Genomic DNA, 20,819 nt, shown 5'->3' with positions numbered 1-20,819 from the left:
ACTGAAGCGGGCGATTAAATGATTTTAAAATTCCATACTGACTTCCAGTTTTTCGGCAAGAAGTTTGGAGATTTTTATTCGCAGCGGTTCAATATCAATATTCTGCATCGCATCATTGGCGAATGCGTATAGCAACAAAGCCTGCGCTTCCTTTTCAGAAATTCCTCTCGTACGGAAATAAAACATTGCATCTTTATTCAGCTGGCCAACAGTACAACCGTGGGAACATTTCACATCATCTGCGAAAATTTCAAGCTGAGGTTTGGTATCAATACTGGCTCCTTCATTGAGAAGAATGTTGTTATTCTGTTGATAAGCATTGGTTTTCTGGGCAATTTTATTTACAAATATTTTCCCATTGAAAACTCCTTTCGAAGAATCTTTGAAAATTCCTTTATAGTTCTGGTAGCTTTCACAATGGGGCTGATTATGATGAACAGCCGTGTGATGATCCACCAATTGCTGATTTCCAATAATCGTAATCCCGTTCATGAAGGAATTGATATTGGAACCGTTCTGAATAAAATCGAGATTGTTTCTCACCAGTTTTCCGCCGAAAGAAAAGGTATTTACCGTAGTAAGGCTGTCTTTTTCCTGATGCGCAAAAGTATGATCTACAAGAAAAGAAGTATCGCTGTCGTTCTGCACTTTATGCCAGTCTGATTTGGCATTTGGATAAGTGAAAATTTCAGTAACAGAATTGGTGAATACGAAACTTTCATCAAAATTATGATGGCTTTCGATAATTTCCACCTTGGCACCTTCTTCTACAATCAGCAGGTTTCTGGTGTTGTAAATTGTATTTCCGTCCTGATTCTGTGAAATATAAAAAATGTGAATCGGCTTTTCAATCACAACATTTTTTGGCACTTTCATGAAAAATCCGATGTTGGCATACGCCATGTTCAACTGTGTGAAAGCGAGATCTTTTTGAGAAATTTTATTATAATATTGATCAAAAACTTCTCTGTGAGCAGGGCTGTTCAGCGCATGCCGAAAAGAAAGCAATTCCACATTTTCTATAGAAATATTGGACAATTCCTTGCGCAATTTTCCGTTAACAAAAGTGATCCATTCAAAATTTTCCTCGCCCAGATGCAGTTCGTCCAGTTGTTCCTGCGTTATGGTATGTTCTTCGGATGGAAAGAAATTATATTGTTTTTCCGTAATTTCTTTCAGGGAAGTGTATTTATATTCTTCATCTTTTTTGGTAGGAAAACCCATTTCAGCGAATCTTTGGAGGGCAGAAATTCTTTCTCCGTCCAGAAAACTGTGTTCCAGAGTTTTCAAAAAAGTATGATGATTGTTTATAATTTGTTCGTTCAACATTTCGTTATTTCCTCTTTTTAATATTTACCAACTTTATGAAATAATTCAAGTTGTCATTAATTCAAAAGCCAATCGTACCCTTTTTCTTCCAATTCCAGAGCCAGAGATTTATCTCCCGTTTTGATGATTTTTCCATCTGCCAGCACGTGTACATAATCGGGCTGAATATAATCAAGAAGTCTTTGATAATGGGTGATGACCAAAACTGCGTTCCCTTCATTCCGGAACGAATTTACACCATCGGCTACAATTCTTAATGCATCAATGTCCAGTCCGGAATCCGTTTCATCCAACATCGCTAATTTGGGATTTAGCATGAGCATTTGAAAAATTTCATTTCTCTTTTTTTCACCTCCTGAAAATCCTTCATTGAGGGAACGTCCCAGAAAATCTTTTCTGATACTCAGTTTTTCAGCATTTTCGCGTACCAATGCCAAAAGCTCTTTCGCAGGCATATCGGAAAGGCCCTTTGCTTTTCTGTTTTCGTTAATGGCGGCTTTTATAAAATTGGTAACAGTAACACCCGGAATTTCCACGGGATATTGAAACGAAAGGAAAAGCCCTTTATGTGCTCTTTCTTCTGGAGCATCTTCTACAATATTTTCGCCTTCAAAAATAATTTCTCCCTGGGTAACTTCGTAATCTTCTTTCCCTGCAATAACTGAGGAAAGCGTGGATTTTCCGGCACCGTTTGGGCCCATGATGGCGTGTACTTCTCCGGGTTTTATTTCAAGATTAATTCCTTTTAAAATTTCTACGCCTTCTTCGATTTGAGCGTGTAAGTTGTTGATTCTAAGCATTGTTTTTATTTTTTATCTCAAGGACAAACAAAGGGTTTAAAAGTTCGTGTTATTGTCAGAAAACACAAAACCGCTTCGCTTATCAAAGTAATACCGTTCTTATGTATTTAAGTTTATCCTACTGAACCTTCCAGAGAAATTTCCAGTAACTTTTGAGCTTCGATGGCAAACTCCATCGGGAGTTTATTCAGAACTTCCTTACTGAAACCATTTACAATGAGTGCGATGGCTTTTTCGGTATCAATTCCGCGTTGGTTGCAATAGAAAATCTGGTCTTCACCAATTTTGGAAGTAGTCGCTTCGTGCTCCAATTGTGCTGTCGGATCTTTTATTTCGATATAGGGAAAAGTGTGTGCGCCGCATTCATTTCCCATCAGCAGCGAGTCGCATTGTGAAAAGTTTCTTGCACCTTTCGCTGTGGGCATTACTTTTACCAATCCACGGTAAGAATTATTGGATTTACCGGCAGAAATTCCTTTGGAAATAATGGTGGACCTGGTATTTTTCCCGATGTGAATCATTTTGGTTCCAGTGTCTGCATACTGATGATTATTGGTTACCGCGATGGAATAAAATTCTCCAATTGAATTGTCGCCTTTCAGAATGCAACTTGGATATTTCCAGGTTACTGCAGATCCAGTTTCCACCTGAGTCCAGGAAATTTTCGCATTTTTTTCACATATACCCCTTTTGGTCACGAAGTTATAAACCCCGCCTTTCCCTTCGCTATCGCCGGGAAACCAGTTCTGAACTGTAGAATATTTTATTTCCGCACCGTCCATTGCAATCAGTTCCACAACGGCTGCGTGCAGTTGGTTTTCGTCTCTCGCAGGTGCTGTACAGCCTTCCAGATAGGAAACGTAACTACCTTCATCGGCAATTACCAATGTTCTTTCAAACTGTCCGGTTCCGGATTGATTAATTCTGAAATAAGTGGAAAGTTCCATCGGGCATTTAACTCCTTTTGGGATGTAGCAGAAACTGCCATCGGAAAAAACTGCGGAATTCAGCGCAGCATAGAAATTATCTCCTCTTGGGACCACTTTGCCAATATATTTTTTTACCAGCTCGGGATATTCGCGGATTGCTTCAGAAATCGCACAGAAAATAATTCCTTTTTCTTTCAGTGTTTCCTGAAAAGTCGTTTTCACAGAAACGGAATCTATGACAATATCTACGGCAACTCCTGCCAATCGCTTTTGCTCTTCGATATTGATTCCTAATTTTTCGAAAGTTTTTAAAAGTTCCGGATCTACCTCATCCAGGCTTTCCAATTCCGGCTTCTTTTTGGGTGCCGCATAATATCTTATCGCTTGAAAATCAGGTTTTTCATATTTTATGTTAGCCCAATCAGGCTCTTCCATTTTTTGCCAGATTCTAAACGATTCCAACCTCCATTGGGTCATCCAATCCGGTTCTTCTTTTTTTTCTGAGATAAGTCTGATGATATCTTCATTAAGGCCGGTAGGGAAATCATCATACTCAATATCGGTGTAAAAACCGGCTTCGTACTCTTGGGTTTTCAGATCTTCCCGTAAATCCTCCTCTGTATATTTTGCCATAATTTTTTATAAACTGAATGATTCTCCACAGCCGCAGGTTCTTGCAGCATTAGGATTATTAAAAACGAAACCTTTACCGTTCAATCCTCCGGAATATTCGAGAACGGTTCCGGCCAAATAAAGCACAGATTTCCTGTCAACCGCTACGCGAAGGCCGTTATCTTCAAAAACCTGATCGTTTTCCTCTGTTTTATTATCGAATTTCAAAACATATTCCAACCCCGAACAGCCGCCACTTTTTACGCCCACTCTAACAAAATCGGTTTCTGCGTTGTAACCTTCTTCTGTCATCAGCTGAATTGCTTTTTGCTTTGCTTGATCACTTACTTTTATCATTTTATTATTTAGAATGATTTTAGATTGCAAAAGTACGAACTATTATACTGAAAGTCAAATCCTGTGGTTTATTTTAACTATAAAGATTATGGGTATTTCCATTCGTTCAACAGAAATCGCCAAAAAAATAAAAATCAGTATCTTTCGGCTCAATTTAATAAAAAGCAGCAATGAAAAAGGGAATTTTGATTTTATTTTTATTGATTTTTAGTATTTCTCCGGCTCAAAAAGGGCCTTATTACCAGCAATTTGCCAAATATAAAATGGAAATTGATGTAGATGCTGCTCAATTTACTTACCAAGGCAAACAAACTTTAACGTATACCAATAATTCTCCGGATGAATTGAAAACCGTTTATTTCCACCTGTATTGGAACGCTTTCAAAGCAGGATCCATGATGGACCAAAGAGTGCAAAGTCAAGGAAAAAACGGCGACGGAAGACTTCAGCAAAACGGAATTTCCAGACTGGCTTCTATTCCGGAAAATGAGGAAGGTGCTCAAAACATCCATTGGATCAGGCAAAACGGAAAAAACCTGAAGTTTGAAATTCAGGAAACCATTATGAAAGTGGAACTTGCAGAACCCATAAAACCTAATTCCTCCACTACATTTACCATGGAATGGGATGCTGTGATTCCGAAACAAATCCGGAGAGCAGGCCGGAATAACAGAGAAGGAATCGATATGTCCATGTCTCAATGGTATCCGAAAATCGCAGAATACGATTACGATGGTTGGGCTACTTTTGATTATATTGGAAGAGAATTTCACGCACCGTTCGCAGATTTTGAAGTGAACATCAATATCGATAAAGATTATATTATCGGAGCCGGTGGAATTTTGGAAAATCCCTCAGAAGTGAAAGGATACGATCCACAGGCAAAAATAAAAACCAATAACCAAAACAAAGCTACATGGAAATGGACCGCCAAAAACATCCTCGATTTTGCTTGGGCAGCAGATAAAGATTACACCGTAGAAAGCTTCACTGTACTGGACGGCCCGAAGATTTATTATGTATATCAAAAATCTGGAAAAACTGCTTTTTGGGAATTGAGCAAACCGTATGTTCAGAAGTTTTTCCAATTGATGAACGCTACGTTCGGACGCTACGCTTATCCCACTTACTCTTTCGTACAAGGCGGTGATGGCGGAATGGAATATGGAATGACGACCCTGATTCTGGGTGAAGCAAAATCTCTGGAAGGCTTGGTGGGACTCATGTTTCATGAGGCAGGACATATGTGGTTTCAGCAAATGATAGCCACTAATGAAAGCACAAAGCCATGGCTGGACGAAGGCTTCACCAGTTATGCGGAAAACATGATCATGCATCAGCTTTTTCCTCCGGAGACGCCACAACCACATCCTTTTACATCCAGCCTAAACCGTTATATTAATTTTACAAAAACCGGAAAGGAAAGTCCAGCCGTTTGGCTTGCAGATCATCATGACGATGGTGGTGCATACGGAATTGCAAGTTATTATAAAGGTGAACTCTTTCTGGTTCAACTCGGATATATTGTAGGTGAGGAGAATCTTTCTGCTATTTTAAAAGAGTTTTTCCAACAGTGGAAAATGAAACATCCTACCGATCGGGATTTTCTTCATATTGCACAGAAACACACAGGAATGGACTTGAAATGGTTTCATCATTATTGGATCAATACCACAAAAACAATTGATTATGCAGTGAAAAATGTGGAATACGGGTCTAATTCCACTACTGTTACCCTTTCCAACAAAGGTTCCGTTCCGATGCCGATAGATTTCAGTATTTTAACTTCGGATAAAAAAGTAATTAACTATCATATTCCCATGAACATGACCCGGGTATGGAAGAAAAAAGATATTTACGGTGATTTTGAAACCTTGAAATACTGGCCATGGACACAACAGGAATATACTTTCAATATTCCTTATACCAAAGATCAGATTGCGGCTTTAGGAATCGATTTTTCCCAGCGATTGGCCGATGTAAATCCTGAAGATAATTTTGTCGAAAATAAATAGTAATGACTGCTATTGTAATAAACATTGGCAATACCAACATCCGTTTTGGGTTTTTCCAAAACGATGATTGCGATATTTCCTGGGTTTTAAATACCAAACCTTACCGAACCAGCGATGAATTTCAGATACAGTTTATGATGATGTATCAAACTCACAATATTGATCCGGCAAGTATCGACCGTATAATTATGGGTTCTGTAGTTCCGCAACTCACCTACGATGTAGCCAGAGCTATTGAAAAAATTCATAAGAAAAAACCCGTGATTGTCGGCCGGGATACCCCCTCGGATGTTCTGCCGAAATCCAAACAAATGGGAACGGATATTTATGCTAATCTGGTAGCTGCACATCATCTTTATTCCGGCAAAAAAATTGTTTTTGATTTTGGCACCGCGCTTACGGCCAGTTGTATCGATGAAAATGGCGAAACCATTGGAGTCATTATTGCACCCGGAATTATTACGTCTTTAAATTCTCTCATTCAGGACACCGCACAACTTCCTGAAATTGAACTTGTAAAACCGAAAACCGTTTTAGGGTTGGACACGGTATCCTGCATGCAGAGCGGAATGGTATACGGATTCCTCGGAATGGTGGAAGGTTTTATAGACCGGATTAACCGGGAAGTGCAGGACAATTGTTTTGTTATCGCCACGGGCGGCGTGTCGCATGTGTACCAACCTTTAACTGAGAAAATTCACGTTGCAGACCGGCTCCATACGCTGAAAGGGTTGTATTTTCTTGGGAAAAGTTTTTGAGATATTTTACCGTTTAGATTTAAAAAAATCCAGAAGCAACTGCGAGCTTTCATTTTCCAGAATTCCTGTGACAACTTCTGTTTTTGGATGTAGCGAAAGATTCTTGTTGATAAATCCCCGCTTTTCATCTCTTGCACCAATTACCACGCGAGAAATCTGCGCCCAATTCAACGCACCGCAACACATGACACACGGCTCCAAAGTAACGTACAGAGTACAGTCGATTAGATATTTCCCACCCAAATATCCAGCCGCAGAAGTAATCGACTGTATTTCTGCATGAGCTGTTACATCATTCAGGGTTTCGGTTAAATTATGGGAACGGGCGATCACGCGATTGTTGGAAACGATAATGCATCCTACGGGAACCTCATCTTTCTCCAGAGCAGCAACAGCTTCCTGAAGAGCAAGTTTCATGAAATATTCGTCAGTAAACATAGGACTGTTGCTGACCATTTCAGAAAAATTAATTAATAATTGTAGCTAAATTTTCCGGAGCAGACACTGATTCAGGCGTAATAATTCTTTTGGCGAATCTATATCTCGGACCCCAATATTTATCTGTTAAGGAAGAAATCATCACTCCTTTTGAAGTTGCAGCATGGATGAATTTTATTTCACCTTCATCGGTCACTTCTTCAACGATGCCCACATGTGAAATTCTGCTTCTGCCTTGTGAGAAAAACAACAGGTCTCCTCTTTGCAGTTCAGATTTTTCTACTTTTTCTCCTTCGTTGGCTTGGGAAGCAGCTACTCTTGGAAGAGCGATTCCTGCTGCGGAGCTAAAAACAGAAAGTACAAATGCAGAACAGTCGATTCCGTTTCTTGTCATTCCCCCGTAGCGGTAAGGTGTTCCAAGATAGGTTGCAGCTTCTTCCAGAATTCCATCGATTTTCTTAGCAAATCTGATGGCTCTGGCAATTTCAGCGTTCTTTTCAAGTGTGTTGACGGCTGCCATTTTTGCATTGCGTTCTGATGCAAAACTGTTGATTAAAGTTTGTTTATTCTGTTCCAGTCTTTTAAGCTCAGCTACAGAGCTTTTGGCATCTGTTTTGTATTCTTTGTCGAGAATAGATGGTGCAGAAACCGTATAATTCGTAACGCAAGATTGTAAGAAAAATATCGAAGTAATTACAGTCAGATTAATTAAAACTCTTTTCTTCATATATATTGATTATCTGTGTTAATGGGTCTTTGTTATTTACTCAAATGCAAAACAAAAGTAGATAAAACCACTGAAACCGAGCTTTTATAAGAAATTTCTGGCAGGCCTTTTAACACAATTTAACATATTTCTCAAGTATGTTAAAAATTTGTAAGCCGTAAATCCCATTAATAGGGTTTTGCGGCTTCTTATTTCATTAAGAAACATTAACATTTATCGCTGTTATCTATTAATTATATAAAGGTTGATCTATAATTATATAAGGTATTAAGTATCAACGGATTGAATTTTCAAGTGAGTTAAGAAGTGGAGATTTGGGAAAAAAATCAATGGAAAATTACCATATTCATAAAAAATCCCGCTCATTAGCGGGACTTAAAATTTATCTTGTGAAAAGCAATTCTCTGTATTTCGTCATCGGCCAGAGTTCATCGTCCACCATCATTTCCAGCGCATCACTCGCTTCCCTGATTCTATCAAATTTCGGTTTTACTTCATTGCAATAGATCTCAGCCTGCTGTTGGCCTGCATTCATACTCCTCGCTCTTTCTTTGGCCTCCAAAAGTTCGTCTACTCCAGTTTTAATCTGCGACACGTTCTTTGAAATCTCCCTTATCAACTCCATTTGTTCATTGGCCAAAACTTGAAATTCCTCATCTTTAAAAATTTCTTTTAACCCTTTAACATTGTCAATCAGTCTGTTCTGATAGTTCAAGGCGGCAGGAATTATATGATTTCTGGCAATATCTGAAAGTACTTTCGCTTCAATATCAATAACAGTTGCATATTTTTCAAGCTTAATTTCATTTCGAGCTTCAAATTCTCTATGATTGTAAATTCCCAACTCTTCATAAAGCGCAATAAACCTTGGATCGAGCTCTTGTTTCAGAGCTTCAGGCGTCGTTCTCAGATTATTGAGGCCTCTTTTTTTTGCTTCTATCGCCCAGTCTTCAGAATATCCGTCACCTTCAAACATAATGTGTTTGCACTCCTTGATGTATTCTCTAAGAATATTGAATATGGCTTCGTCCTTTTTTAGGTTTTTATTATCTATCAATTGATCTACTTCCGATTTGAAAGTTTTCAACTGCTTTGCCACGATAGCGTTTAGCACCGTCATTGGTTCAGCACAATTGGCAGAAGAACCCACTGCTCGAAATTCAAACTTATTTCCTGTGAAGGCAAAAGGTGAGGTTCTGTTCCTGTCTGTATTATCCAGTAAGATCTCAGGAATTTTACCCACTACGTTCAGTTTCAATTCTGTTTTTTCTTCTGGGGAAAGTTTCCCGTCAGTTACTTTTTCTAGTTCTTCCAGAACGCCGTACAGCTGACTTCCGATAAATGCTGAGATAATAGCAGGCGGCGCTTCGTTAGCTCCCAGTCTGTGATCATTATTTGCGGATGCGATGCTGGCTCGCAAAAGATCAGAATATTCGGAAACTGCTTTTAGGGAATTAACGAAAAAGGTGAGGAACTGTAAATTCTTTTTGGGATTTTTCCCGGGGCTAAGAAGGTTTTCTCCAGTATCTGTGGCCAGCGACCAGTTATTATGTTTCCCACTTCCATTCACCCCTTTGAAAGGTTTTTCATGAAAAAGAATATGAAAGTGATGTTTATGAGCCACCCTTGCCATAATATCCATGAGTAAAGAGTTATGATCCACTGCCACATTGGTCTCTTCAAACATCGGCGCCAGCTCAAACTGATTTGGTGCTACCTCATTATGCCTTGTTGTGACAGGAATTCCCAGTTTCATGCATTCGATTTCCAGTTCCTTCATGAAATTCATCACTCGTGTTGGGATGGAGCCAAAGTAATGGTCGTCTAATTGCTGTCCTTTAGCCGGAGCGTGTCCCAATAATGTTCTCCCGGTGAACACAAGATCCGGCCGGGACTGATACAATGCAGTATCAATGAGAAAATACTCTTGTTCCCAACCTAAAGTTGCTGTTACCTTCGTTACATTTTTATCAAAATATGCTTTACAAACCTCTGTAGCGGCTACATCTACTGCCTGAAGTGCTCTGAGAAGCGGTGTTTTGTAATCAAGCGTTTCCCCGGTGTACGAAATAAAAATGGAGGGAATACAAAGCGTTGTTCCAATAATAAATGCTGGAGAAGTAGGATCCCAAGCTGTATAACCTCTTGCTTCAAACGTATTTCTGATACCTCCGTTAGGAAACGACGATGCATCCGGTTCCTGCTGTATCAACATACTTCCGTTAAATCTTTCAATAGCCCGATCGCTTTCAAAAGGAGTGAAAAAACTGTCGTGTTTCTCTGCTGTCGTACCCGTTAAAGGTTGAAACCAATGGGTATAGTGTGTTGCTCCTTTGGATAATGCCCAGTCTTTCATGGAGACTGCAATTTGATCTGCGATATTCCTTGGCGTTTTTGTACCTCTTTTAATAGCATCCTGTATTGAAGTGAACGCTTCTTTAGTAAGATAATTCCGCATAGTTTCTTCTGAAAAAACATTCTCGCAGAATAGTTCAGAAAGTTTTTTTGGCACATCTACAGCGTTGTCCTTTCTATAATTTCTGAAAGGAAGTTCGGCTAAAGCTTTGAATCGTAATGTTGACATAAGATGAAGATTTATTGTGCAAATTTAAATTATTTATATGTTCAAAAATTAAAATGCATCAAAAATTTTAGGGTAATGACTAAAATTAACATAATTAAATAAAAAACCACCCCCAAATTCACAGGGTAATCTAAAAAGATATGACAAAAGCTCACAAGACTATTTTTTTACGCCAGCACCATTTATAATAAAGCGGAAACTATTATTTGTAAAAGCTGAAATTCCTTACTTTTGTTTTATGACTCCGAAGAACTTTTGAAGTTTGAAATCAAATCAATTTTAATTCGTTAACTTTGTGTGTCATTAATTATATATTCAACAAATACGCACATAATTTATGGCAACAAACTTACGGGCGCGCGAAACCACAGAAGCCATCGAAAGGCTGTATGTAACCATGCGACACCTCTTCTATAGAGGATTCTTCAAACCGGGAGGCGTTTCCGGAGAAACAATAAGAAACCTGCTCATGACGATTTCTCCTGAAATCTACGGATCTATGAGCATTCCCAATAAGATAGAACTTGATGGTTTGCTATACGTCCTGGACAGGCTTCCGGAAGGGATAGAGGAAACCGCTTTTGTGCACCTCACTTCCGACGAAGGTTTTGAAAAGGGCAGTTTTGAAATCATCGTTCCTAAAAAAAGACGAAGAAACTGCTACAGAATTGATGAACACCAGATGAATATTGAGGTTCTACTCGGCCGTTCAGAAATTTACGATATTCTTACCCATCTTACATTTCTTTATATAGAAGCAGATAAAATACGGGAATTAGCCCACAATAAAGATGAGAATTATAAGCCCACCCGAACGTGGAGAATTATAGAGGAAGTAGCCAAAGGCGAACGGAAAATGAGCCGAAAAGAAAAAGAAGTAGCACTCATTCATCTGTCATCACTTTTGGGAAGAACTTTTGATGAAGTCCTGAATGCTTATAACAATTTCGGAAGCGACAAAAATCCAGACAGGCTTTTTAAGATTATTTACTATCTCGGAAATGTAAGCTTAGAGGACATGAAAGGCAACCGCGAACGGGAAATTTTCTTCAGTGCTGTTTTGAGAGAGCGTGTCGGACATCATCTTTTCGGGGAAAAATGGGCCAATAAAGTGAAAGAAGTTTTGGCTGAGAATGATCTCCAAATGCGAAATCTACACATCATTTCAGCGAATATGCATTCTGTGAAAAACATGCTGTTTGCCAATGATGCGATCGGAAAAAGTGCTACCAAGGAAGTGGATTATTCACTTTATGAAGAAATAAGCAATAAAAAAACACTTCAGGAAAAAGTTCTAGATCATTCGTTAAAATCTGGACTTATATATATTAATGATGACAGCGGAAGTAATATTGATGTTCAGATCATTGATTTGAGCAAAACCAACCTGAAGAATACTCCTTTTTCCGGCATAAAATACAGCGGAGATGATGTGATTTTGGTATTTGATTACGCCTTCGGCGAACAAGCTTTTGAGGTGATGGACGAATTGCTTCGACCTTATGAACACAATCAGGAAGTGTACACGATGCACGTGAAATCCATCTCCATTATGGGAAAAGCAGGAATTCTGACCGGAGCTAAAGGTGATATTATGATTCCGACTTCTCATATTTTTGAAGGAACTGCAGATAATTATGTTTTTGAAAACGCTTTGAAGCTGGAAGATTTTGAAGATAATGAAATAAAAGCGTTTGAAGGGCCAATGATTACGGTTCTGGGAACTTCACTTCAGAATAGAGACATTCTCACTTATTTCATGAATACAACATGGAAAGCCGTCGGACTGGAAATGGAAGGAGCTCATTACCAAAAAGCGATACAGGTGGCTTCCAGTATCAGACATCATATTTCCCCCGATCTTTTTCTCTGCTACGGCTATTATGCTTCCGACAATCCTTTGGAAACCGGAGCCACATTATCCTCCGGTGGATTAGGCCTTACCGGAGTAAAACCCACATACATGATTACGCTGAGAATTCTTGAAAAGATTTTAAAATCATCAGATCAATAATAATACAATAAAAGCCATCAGTTTTCTGGTGGTTTTTTACAATATTTTAGATGCTATTTCGTTCCATTTCCTGCCGTCATGCTTATAGAGTTTCACAGCATTCACTTCAAAGCGATCCCGAAAGGTCTTCGTTTGGTATTCCATCCATGATTTTCGGTAGTTTTCCGGTGACAAATCGCGGTATGCCACGGTAAGATGCGGACGAAATTTGGAAACTTTGTAGTCGAAACTTTTCATCGCTGAATTTATTTCGTTAAAAAGTGCTGTGAGTTCAGATTCATTTTCAGGTTTAATGAAAATCGCCGGGTTTTTAGAATGAGGAAACGATCCAAAGCCATTCAGATATATCTTAAAATGTTTTATTGTAAGAGAAATGTTCTTAAATTTTGAAATGAGTGCTGTTTCTTCATCCTCATGAAGAGAAAAAGGCGGGATAATCGTTATATGTGGAAAATTTCTGTACGATTTGGATGAAGAAAACCGCTCGACAAAATCTTTTTGTATCGCCCGGATTTTGTCGATCAATTCGCTATGAGGCTCGACTGCAATGAAATACAGACTCATATTTATGGATAAATTTTATTTCAGTAGTGCGCTGAAAGTATCTCCCTGTGTAATATCGCCGGTATTGTAGCCTTTCATAAACCACTCTCTTCGCTGTGCCGACGAACCGTGTGTAAAACTTTCCTGATTTACATATCCCTGTGACCGCTTCTGAATATTATCATCCCCTACAGCTTCCGCAGCGTTGATGGCAGCCTCCAGATCTCCGGGTTCCAGAAAACGTTCGCGGTTTTCCGTATATTTTGCCCAAAGTCCGGCATAAAAATCCGCCTGCAATTCGGTAGCAACAGAAATTTGATTCATATCAGATTGTGAATATCTGCCGCTCCTTCGTAGCTGTTCGGTTTTATTTAAAGTACCGAGAAGATTCTGAACATGATGTCCCATTTCGTGCGCCATCACATAAGCCACAGAAAATTCCGTTACCTGAGCTCCAAAACGGTTCTGCAATTCTGAAAAGAAACTCATGTCCATATAAACCGTTTGGTCGGAAGGACAATAAAAAGGACCCATCGCAGCCTGAGCAGTTCCACAACCGGATTGTGTAGTTCCTTCAAAAAGTACGACTTTCGCGGGATTATATTCCATTCCGTTTTCTGAGAAAATAGCAGCCCAGGTTTGTTCATTCTCGGCGGTAATCATAGAAATGAATTCTTCTATTCTTTTTTCTTCAGCAGTAAGTGCTCTTTGTTCTGTGGGTGCAGAAGTTCCCATTCCGGAACCTAGAATAGCAGAAGGATCTCCTCCAAGAAAAAAAACAATAGCAGCGATGATCAGCGTTCCCAAACCACCGCCAACCAGCATTCCGCCGCCTTTACCACGACGATCATCGACGTTTCCGCTTCTGTCTCCAGTCCATTTCATAAATTGAAAATTAAATTAAATCTTAATAAATCAAATATCAAAATTAATACAGATTTGTATTTTACAGTTGCGGGCAGCTTCTTTATATAATTTTTCCTTTTGAATTTTAACGTTTGACGAAGAAATTAATGATGGCGTGGAAAATCATTTTACCAGTTATCCGTCTTTTTTCTAAATCTTATTTGTTCAGCATATTATTTTTCAACCAATAGGATGTCGATTGATATACCGAAACACTTTCATTCACCAGATTCTGATCAGGTTTATCCATGAGTGTTTCATTATAATAAACATTGATTCCTATGCTGTTTTCCTCTGATTCACTAAGTTTCAGTGAATATTGCCTTACTCTTTTTGTAGGTGAAATAACGGTAAGGCGGTCATTTTTTATCAAACCTAAATCCTGATAAGTGGCAATATACGCTCTTGGAATGTAGGTTTCCTTGCGAACATCTTGGCCAAGAAATTTAGACGTATAACTAAAGTTCAAAATTCCAAAAAGTGTTGGCATCACATCTATCTGAGACATTAATTGATTAAACTGCTGGGGCTGGATAAATCCTGGCGCATAAATCATTCCCGGGATTCTGTATTTGTCCAGCGGCAATTCAGTCTTTCCAGCACTGGAAGCGCAATGATCTGCCACAATAACGAAGACGGTATTGGAAAACCACGGCTGTTTCCGTGCGAGCTCAAAGAATTTTTTGATGGAATAATCGGTATATTTTACACCGCCATCTCTGGATTTGGCAGTTCCCGGAATGTCAATTCTTCCTTCTGGATAGGTGAACGGTCTGTGGTTAGAAACCGTCATCCAATGATGGAAGAAAGGTTTTCCCGATTTCGCATCCTGATTCATCACCTGAACCGCTTTCCGAGCCATATCTTCATCCGCAACACCCCACACATTGGCAAAACTGATTTCTTCCTGAGTAAAATGATCGCGGTCAATAATGGTATAACCATTTCCTCCAAAGAAATCCTTCATGTTATCAAAATAGCTGTAACCTCCGTAAAGATATTTCACATCATATCCTTTGGATTTAAAAACGCTTCCTGTCGTAAATTTATTCTTGTTATTTTTTCTTTTCACAATACTTTCGCCGGCAGTTGGCGGAATGCACATCGTTAACGCTTCCAGACCTCTTACTGTTCGGTTTCCCGTGGCATACAACTGCGTGAACACCAAGGATTCCTTTGACAAACTATCCAGAAAAGGAGTCACTTTATTCTGATTTCCATACATTTCCATGAAATCCGCGGAAAGGCTTTCTACAGAAATTAACACTACATTTTTTGTGATTTCAGGCTGTTCCGAAATAATATTTCTTTTCAAAGAAGGAGGCTGAAACTGTTGCAGGAAATTGCTTTCCGCTTCATTTTGAGCCAATGTTGGATAAAACTGGAAATAATCAAGTTCCTTCTGAGTGAAGGCTTCATAAAATTTTGGGAAGCCGTTCGCCTGAAGTTCTGTTGCAAAAACATTGTCAGATTTTAATTCTGAAAGTTTAGAAATGAAGAAAATACTCACCAAAAACAAAACGCCATAGCTTGCCAGCAAAACCAGTTTCTTAGGAAAAGAAGGAAGTTGAAGGAGTGAATCTTTGGTTTTTCTGTAAATAAAAATAGTTGCGAGACTGGAAATTATAAAAATTCCTGTGAACAAAGGTGCAACCGGATAACTCTCCATGATATTTCCGATCACCTCATTGGTATAAATCAGATAATCTACCGCGATGAAATTGTAACGAAGCCCGAATTCATTCCAGAAGAAAAATTCGCTGACGGCATTGAAAACAATGGCCAGTACATAAATGAAAAGGGTAATAAAATAGAGAACATTCCGTATGTTTTTGCGATATTTTGGGAGAAAAAGCATCAGCCCAAATAAAAAAGTTTTTAAACCGACAAAGATTCCGGCAATTTCAGGAACCGATCCACCGTATTGTTTGAAAATATTGTTGGGATAGTATAATGTGTAAAGTAAAAAGACTAATAAAATCCCGAAAATAATATATCCGTAAGGTTTGTGATATTTAGAATCGGATAAAAAAAGGAAATAAATTGCCAGAAAAGCACTCGCTACCGTGAATACAAAAACATCATTCAGCATTCCGACGAAAAGAATTCTGATCACTTCCATTACACCGAAATCAGCAGTAGTAATAGGATGTGCGAACAGAACAATCCTTAAAATAAATGAAGCAAGAAGATAGAAAATACCGACATAAAGAAAAGGTTTTATTTTATTCAGGTACATCATGAGAAAAAGGTTTAGTTTTTTTAAGCTTTAAAACCCGATATCGGAAACAGTTCCGGAAAGGTTCTTTTTAAAATCAATCATTTGCAAAGCGGTAACCGCAGCTTCCACCCCTTTATTGCCGAGATTTCCTCCGCTTCGGGCGATGGACTGCTCTTGGGTATCATCCGTGAGGACACAGAAAATAACAGGAACATCCGTTAAAATATTACAATCTTTAATTCCCTGTGCGACAGCACTGCAAACGTACTCAAAATGTGGAGTTTCGCCTCGAATCACGCAACCTATGGTAATCACCGCGTCATATTTCCTTTCTTTGCACAATTGCATTCCTGCATAAATGAGTTCGAATGCGCCGGGAACCTGAAAAGTGGTGATGTTTTCTTTTTTCACGCCTTCCTTTTCCAGAATTTCTATGGCAGCATCGCGAAGATTATGGGTTACAAAACTGTTCCATTCAGAAAACACGATGCCGATGTTGAAATCACCGGCATTCGCAATATGAAGTGGCTTGTAATCCGAAAGATTTACTGTGGCCATAAATTTTAAATTTGATTAGAAGTACTTTACCATTTCTATATAAGCATCCGACATTCCGTTATCGTAATCCTTGAATTTCTGATCGATTGTCGTGAAGTGCTTTTTGGCAACGTCTTTTTTGTTAACCCCTAATGCTACCAATCCTGCTTTTCTGGTGAAATAATAATTGGTATAAGGATCATCAGAAGCCGAAATCGCTTTTTCCAGCAAAGAAAGGGTTTCATCATTTTTGTTGAGATTCGATTGAGCATCTGCCATCGCTCCGTATTTCAGAGCCATCAACACTTTATTATCAGAAGAGAATTTATCCAAAAGATCATAAGCTTCCTGATATTTTCCTTCTTTAAACTTCAAAAGTCCGGCATTATAAGCCGAAAGCTTTCCTACATCCGTTCCGGGATAATTCTCATAAGTACCTAAAAATCCGGGGTTTGCAGCAGACTTACCTCCTAATGCTTCAGCATCTTTACCCTCAGCGAGGTTTTTCTGAGCAATTAGATAGCTTTTTGTGGCTTCTTCATTTTTTGGAGCAACAACAAACTGCTGATACAGGAAAAACCCTAGAACGCCCACCACGAGAGCGCCAAAAATAATTCCTAATAACTTTGCATTCCTTTCCAGAAAACGCTCTGTCTGTAAAGCTTCTTTATCCAGATCTTTAAAGAATTCTACTGTTTCTTTACCTTCCTGCTCGTGATTCTTTTTTGCCATATTTTATGAAAATTGAAGTGCAAATTTAATTGTTTCTGAACGATTTACAAAACTTTTAAGCTGATTATAAAAACTGTTGCTTACTTTCCATCAATCTGTTAATCTCAGAATGTCAATATTTTATAGATTTCTGCGTTGAATTGTTCTAATTTTTGTTCACCTTTCAGACCATTCAGCCCAATTAAGAAGCTGAACTGTGTCGCTTTTGCGCCTTGTTTTTCTACCAGTCTCGCTGCTGCTTCTGTGGTTCCTCCTGTGGCCAAAAGATCGTCATGAATCAGCACTCTTTGCCCGGGTTTCAGGTGTCCTTCCCGCATTTCTACTTCGGACGTTCCGTATTCCAGCTCATATTTTTCAGAAATAAACGGAGGTGGCAGTTTTCCTTTCTTTCTGATGAGAACGAAAGGTACGTCCAGCGCAACAGCGATAGCGATACCAAAAAGGAAACCGCGACTTTCAATTCCGCAAACGGCATCTACTTTTCCGCGACTGAAATGGGCAAGATCCTCGATAACTTCTTCATACAGTTTAGAATTTAAAAATATGGGCGTGATATCTCTGAACAGTATTCCGGGAATCGGGAAATCCGGGATGTTTTCAATCGTTTCGTTGAGTTTCTGAATTAAACTTTCCGATGCCATATTAATTGATTTTATAATTGGATATTTTCCATTCTCCGTTCACGTTTTTCAAACCAAATGTTACGTTCACTGCCGAAGTATTTCCGCTTTTGTCGGTTACATCATACGTTGCATTTACACTCGCATTGGTATCGGTTGTAGAAGCAGACGTAATATTTTTAACTGAAAGACTTTTCACACTGCCAAAACCGGAAGTAGGATTTGAAAACTTTTCATAAGAGCCCCAATTGGGATTATCAGACACGTCAAAAGCAGCCCTGAGATTTTGTGAACTCAGGTTGTTCAAAAATTTCTGCACGGTATTCTTAGGATCTGTAGCTGGTAAAGTGCCATTAGTTAAAGGATCCATATTTTCTGACGGAGGAGGAGAAAGACTGTCTTGAACAATAACCGGCTGAGAAGGCTGCGTCATCGCTTTTTGATTAACAGGCACACCAACCTTCGTCATTTTATACGTTTTTCTGGTCGTTTTCACTGTGACGGTAATATCTATTCTTCCATCATTGATTTTATCCGAGGGCAAATTCGGAAAACGAATAGTAAATCCTGTAAAATTATTATTTTGCATGAGGTTTTTTGAGCTGGAAACGAGGTTTCCGCTGCTGTACACTTCCATTATGGTTTCCAGTGCCGCGCCGGAAAAATCAATATTTTTCCCCGCATTATCTACGAGTCTGGGAATGACTTGAAGTGCTTTGGGACCGAGAATTGTATCCACATCAACGGGTCTCGTGGTGATGCTTAATCCTTCAGCAACTATATCATTGGGATCAGATTCCATTGCCGCAACATTTCCGAAAATATTCATTTCGCCTAAGGATGGCGGCCCGGTACTGGTCCAGTCTATTCCGTTTTCAGCGGCTACGGCATCTGCCATCGCAAAAATTTCGGGTACTTTTTTTCCCTCCAAAAGTTTTGCAAGTGCATTCAGTTCCTGAATATCGCCTTCAGCATCTACACCAAATGTTTTGAGTATATATAAAGCTTCATTGAACTTAATCTGCTGCAAAGTGCTGAGACTGGATGCCATGTCATTGATACTGGACTGGAAAGCCTGCATGCTGGTGCCATCTACAGCATCTTTCTTGCAGCCAGTGAAAACAAACAATGACAAAGCAAAGAGTAAAACATATTTTCTCATATGAAATGATTTGTACAAATTTAAAAAAATATGCGAGAGTAAGAGCGGATCAAAATTCCATGTAATCCGTCAGGAAGTTTGGGCATGGAATCAAAGACCTTGGCACAAAACAGAAAAACGAAAATGAATAAACTGCTTTTCATAAAAAAACTGATTAGGGTTGCTAATCAGTCTTTTAATAGTATGTATTGTTACAGATACTAGAAAGGATATTCAAATATCTTGGATTCTTTTAGGAAAGGATTTCCTTCAGGAATTAACTTCAGTTTAGCGAGTGTCATAAGCGTTGTAAGCATGAACAATCCTGAAATGAAAAGGATAGATCCTAATGTCAACAATAACACTTCCGGAGTTCTCCAATAAGGACCTACGGTTCCGGGCATCACCATATTGAAATAATCCCAAAGGTGTCCGAAAATCACTACGAAAGCCATCGCGGTTACTACTTTATAATTTCTTTTGATGCTGGAGCTTACCATTACCAATAAAGGAATTAGGAAGTTCGGTATTAACATTGGCAGAAATGACTCCTCATAATGTTCAAACCTTCCGAAGAAATAATTGGCTTCTTCCGGTACGTTGGCATACCAATACAACATAAATTGAGCAAACCAAGTATAAGTCCAGAGCATACTGGAAGCGAAAAGGTATTTTGCAAGATCGTGCAGATGATTGTCATTGAACTGAGGAAGGAATCCGTTTTTCTTCAGATACACGCTCAGGATAATAACCACGGCAATTGCACTGGCCAGGCAGCTCACCATAGAATACCAAATGTACATAGTAGAATACCAGTGAGAGTCAATAGACATTAACCAATCCCAAGCCCAAGATGCAGAAGCAAGAGAGAAAAATGCGATATATCCGATAGACCATCTGTACAGGTACTGATATTCTCTTGGAGATTTTGTAACATCCACTTTCTTACTTTGTGCTCTTAGTTTCCATGCGAAGAAGGAAGCTCCCACTACGTAAAGGATGTTTCTGAAAACATAGAAAGGAATATTCAGAAATTTACTTTTTTCATAAAGAATGACATCAAAATCCTCATGATCAGGGTTAATGACGTTTGGATCCATCCAGTGGAACAAGTGTCCGTTATGCGTCACATTCAGCACCATGATAATAAGAACTACGGCACCACCCCATGGAATGAAACCTCCGATAGCTTCCATTACTCTGGAGATAATTACCGGCCAGCCGGCGTGCGCTGCATGTTGGATGCTGTAAAAAAACATCACTGCACAGGCTACTCCAAAGAAGAATACAGATACAAAATGAAGTGAAGCTAACGGTTGATTATGAACCTGATGTTTAGCATGTTTCAGATGAGCTTCGTGATCCTGTGGGCCAACTAACTGGCTGGAATGGGTAGGATTGTTATGTCCTGAAGCATTCACCGCTTCCATCATGTGTTCAATCTTAGTGTCGTCAATCGCATGGTTCATGAAATATCCCACACCAAAAAGAACAAGCCCTGCAACAAGTAGAATTATAGAAACTAATCTTAATTTAGGTGAAAAACTATACATTTT

Annotated in this window: 18 protein-coding genes; 3 read left to right on the top strand and 15 right to left on the bottom strand. The window is 39.0% G+C overall.

The genetic code is table 11. The annotated features are described in order from the left end of the window. Nucleotides 1-24: 24 nt before the first annotated feature. From sufD to DQ356_RS04930, 4 genes are all read right to left on the bottom strand, one after another. Nucleotides 25-1,329, bottom strand: coding sequence for a Fe-S cluster assembly protein SufD (gene sufD / locus DQ356_RS04945; protein WP_114303365.1), 1,305 nt, complete (start codon nt 1,327-1,329; stop codon nt 25-27). A gap of 56 nt (nt 1,330-1,385) precedes the next feature. Continuing rightward, nucleotides 1,386-2,129, bottom strand: a complete 744-nt coding sequence (sufC, locus tag DQ356_RS04940) for a Fe-S cluster assembly ATPase SufC (RefSeq protein WP_114303364.1) — start codon at nt 2,127-2,129, stop codon at nt 1,386-1,388. A 113-nt stretch (nt 2,130-2,242) separates the two neighbouring features. Further along, nucleotides 2,243-3,691 (bottom strand): Fe-S cluster assembly protein SufB, encoded by a 1,449-nt coding sequence (gene sufB / locus DQ356_RS04935; protein ID WP_114303363.1) that lies wholly within the window; start codon nt 3,689-3,691, stop codon nt 2,243-2,245. Between the two features lie 6 nt (nt 3,692-3,697). After that, nucleotides 3,698-4,027 (bottom strand): HesB/IscA family protein, encoded by a 330-nt coding sequence (locus DQ356_RS04930; protein WP_114303362.1) that lies wholly within the window; start codon nt 4,025-4,027, stop codon nt 3,698-3,700. Between the two features lie 170 nt (nt 4,028-4,197). On the opposite strand from DQ356_RS04930, the gene DQ356_RS04920 reads away from it, so the two are divergent. Together DQ356_RS04920 and DQ356_RS04915 are read left to right on the top strand one after the other, a co-directional pair. Further along, on the top strand, nt 4,198-6,042 hold the full coding sequence (locus DQ356_RS04920) for a M1 family metallopeptidase (RefSeq protein ID WP_114303360.1): 1,845 nt from the start codon (nt 4,198-4,200) through the stop codon (nt 6,040-6,042). A gap of 2 nt (nt 6,043-6,044) precedes the next feature. Continuing rightward, the gene (locus DQ356_RS04915; RefSeq protein ID WP_114303359.1) at nt 6,045-6,800 is read left to right on the top strand and encodes a type III pantothenate kinase; all 756 of its coding nucleotides are present in this window, start codon (nt 6,045-6,047) and stop codon (nt 6,798-6,800) included. A 6-nt stretch (nt 6,801-6,806) separates the two neighbouring features. Here DQ356_RS04915 and DQ356_RS04910 read toward each other — a convergent pair whose 3' ends face one another. From DQ356_RS04910 to DQ356_RS04900, 3 genes are all read right to left on the bottom strand, one after another. Next, nucleotides 6,807-7,238, bottom strand: coding sequence for a nucleoside deaminase (locus tag DQ356_RS04910; RefSeq protein WP_114303358.1), 432 nt, complete (start codon nt 7,236-7,238; stop codon nt 6,807-6,809). A gap of 28 nt (nt 7,239-7,266) precedes the next feature. Beyond that, complete coding sequence (locus tag DQ356_RS04905) at nt 7,267-7,965, bottom strand: C40 family peptidase (protein WP_114303357.1); 699 nt, start codon at nt 7,963-7,965, stop codon at nt 7,267-7,269. Between the two features lie 382 nt (nt 7,966-8,347). Beyond that, a complete protein-coding gene (locus tag DQ356_RS04900; protein WP_114303356.1) occupies nt 8,348-10,549 on the bottom strand; it encodes a glutamine synthetase III family protein in 2,202 nt (733 codons plus the stop codon). Nucleotides 10,550-10,886: 337 nt separating this feature from the next. On the opposite strand from DQ356_RS04900, the gene DQ356_RS04895 reads away from it, so the two are divergent. Continuing rightward, nucleotides 10,887-12,563: a DUF6909 family protein gene (locus tag DQ356_RS04895; RefSeq protein ID WP_114303355.1), complete on the top strand. Its 1,677-nt coding sequence runs from the start codon at nt 10,887-10,889 to the stop codon at nt 12,561-12,563. A 36-nt stretch (nt 12,564-12,599) separates the two neighbouring features. Here the strand turns inward: DQ356_RS04895 and DQ356_RS04890 are convergent, their stop codons facing one another. The 8 genes from DQ356_RS04890 to DQ356_RS04855 form a co-directional block, all read right to left on the bottom strand. Next, complete coding sequence (locus tag DQ356_RS04890; protein WP_114303354.1) at nt 12,600-13,127, bottom strand: 2'-5' RNA ligase family protein; 528 nt, start codon at nt 13,125-13,127, stop codon at nt 12,600-12,602. Nucleotides 13,128-13,142: 15 nt separating this feature from the next. After that, nucleotides 13,143-13,991: a KPN_02809 family neutral zinc metallopeptidase gene (gene ypfJ, locus DQ356_RS04885; RefSeq protein WP_114303353.1), complete on the bottom strand. Its 849-nt coding sequence runs from the start codon at nt 13,989-13,991 to the stop codon at nt 13,143-13,145. Nucleotides 13,992-14,169: 178 nt separating this feature from the next. Next, nucleotides 14,170-16,251, bottom strand: coding sequence for an LTA synthase family protein (locus DQ356_RS04880; RefSeq protein ID WP_114303352.1), 2,082 nt, complete (start codon nt 16,249-16,251; stop codon nt 14,170-14,172). A gap of 30 nt (nt 16,252-16,281) precedes the next feature. Beyond that, nucleotides 16,282-16,791 carry a 6,7-dimethyl-8-ribityllumazine synthase gene (gene ribH, locus DQ356_RS04875; RefSeq protein ID WP_114303351.1) on the bottom strand — a complete coding sequence of 170 codons (510 nt, stop codon included), beginning with the start codon at nt 16,789-16,791 and terminating at the stop codon, nt 16,282-16,284. Between the two features lie 15 nt (nt 16,792-16,806). Then, nucleotides 16,807-17,502, bottom strand: a complete 696-nt coding sequence (locus DQ356_RS04870) for a YfgM family protein (protein WP_114303350.1) — start codon at nt 17,500-17,502, stop codon at nt 16,807-16,809. Nucleotides 17,503-17,606: 104 nt separating this feature from the next. Then, a complete protein-coding gene (locus DQ356_RS04865; protein WP_114303349.1) occupies nt 17,607-18,143 on the bottom strand; it encodes an adenine phosphoribosyltransferase in 537 nt (178 codons plus the stop codon). Nucleotide 18,144: 1 nt separating this feature from the next. Beyond that, nucleotides 18,145-19,284 carry a hypothetical protein gene (locus DQ356_RS04860; RefSeq protein ID WP_114303348.1) on the bottom strand — a complete coding sequence of 380 codons (1,140 nt, stop codon included), beginning with the start codon at nt 19,282-19,284 and terminating at the stop codon, nt 18,145-18,147. Between the two features lie 200 nt (nt 19,285-19,484). After that, complete coding sequence (locus DQ356_RS04855; protein WP_114303347.1) at nt 19,485-20,816, bottom strand: quinol:cytochrome C oxidoreductase; 1,332 nt, start codon at nt 20,814-20,816, stop codon at nt 19,485-19,487. Nucleotides 20,817-20,819: the final 3 nt, after the last annotated feature.

The organism is Chryseobacterium lacus (assembly GCF_003336205.1).
GTDB lineage: Bacteria > Bacteroidota > Bacteroidia > Flavobacteriales > Weeksellaceae > Chryseobacterium_A > Chryseobacterium_A lacus.
Note: the sequence above shows the minus strand (reverse complement) of the source record. Positions and strands in the feature narration are given on the sequence as shown.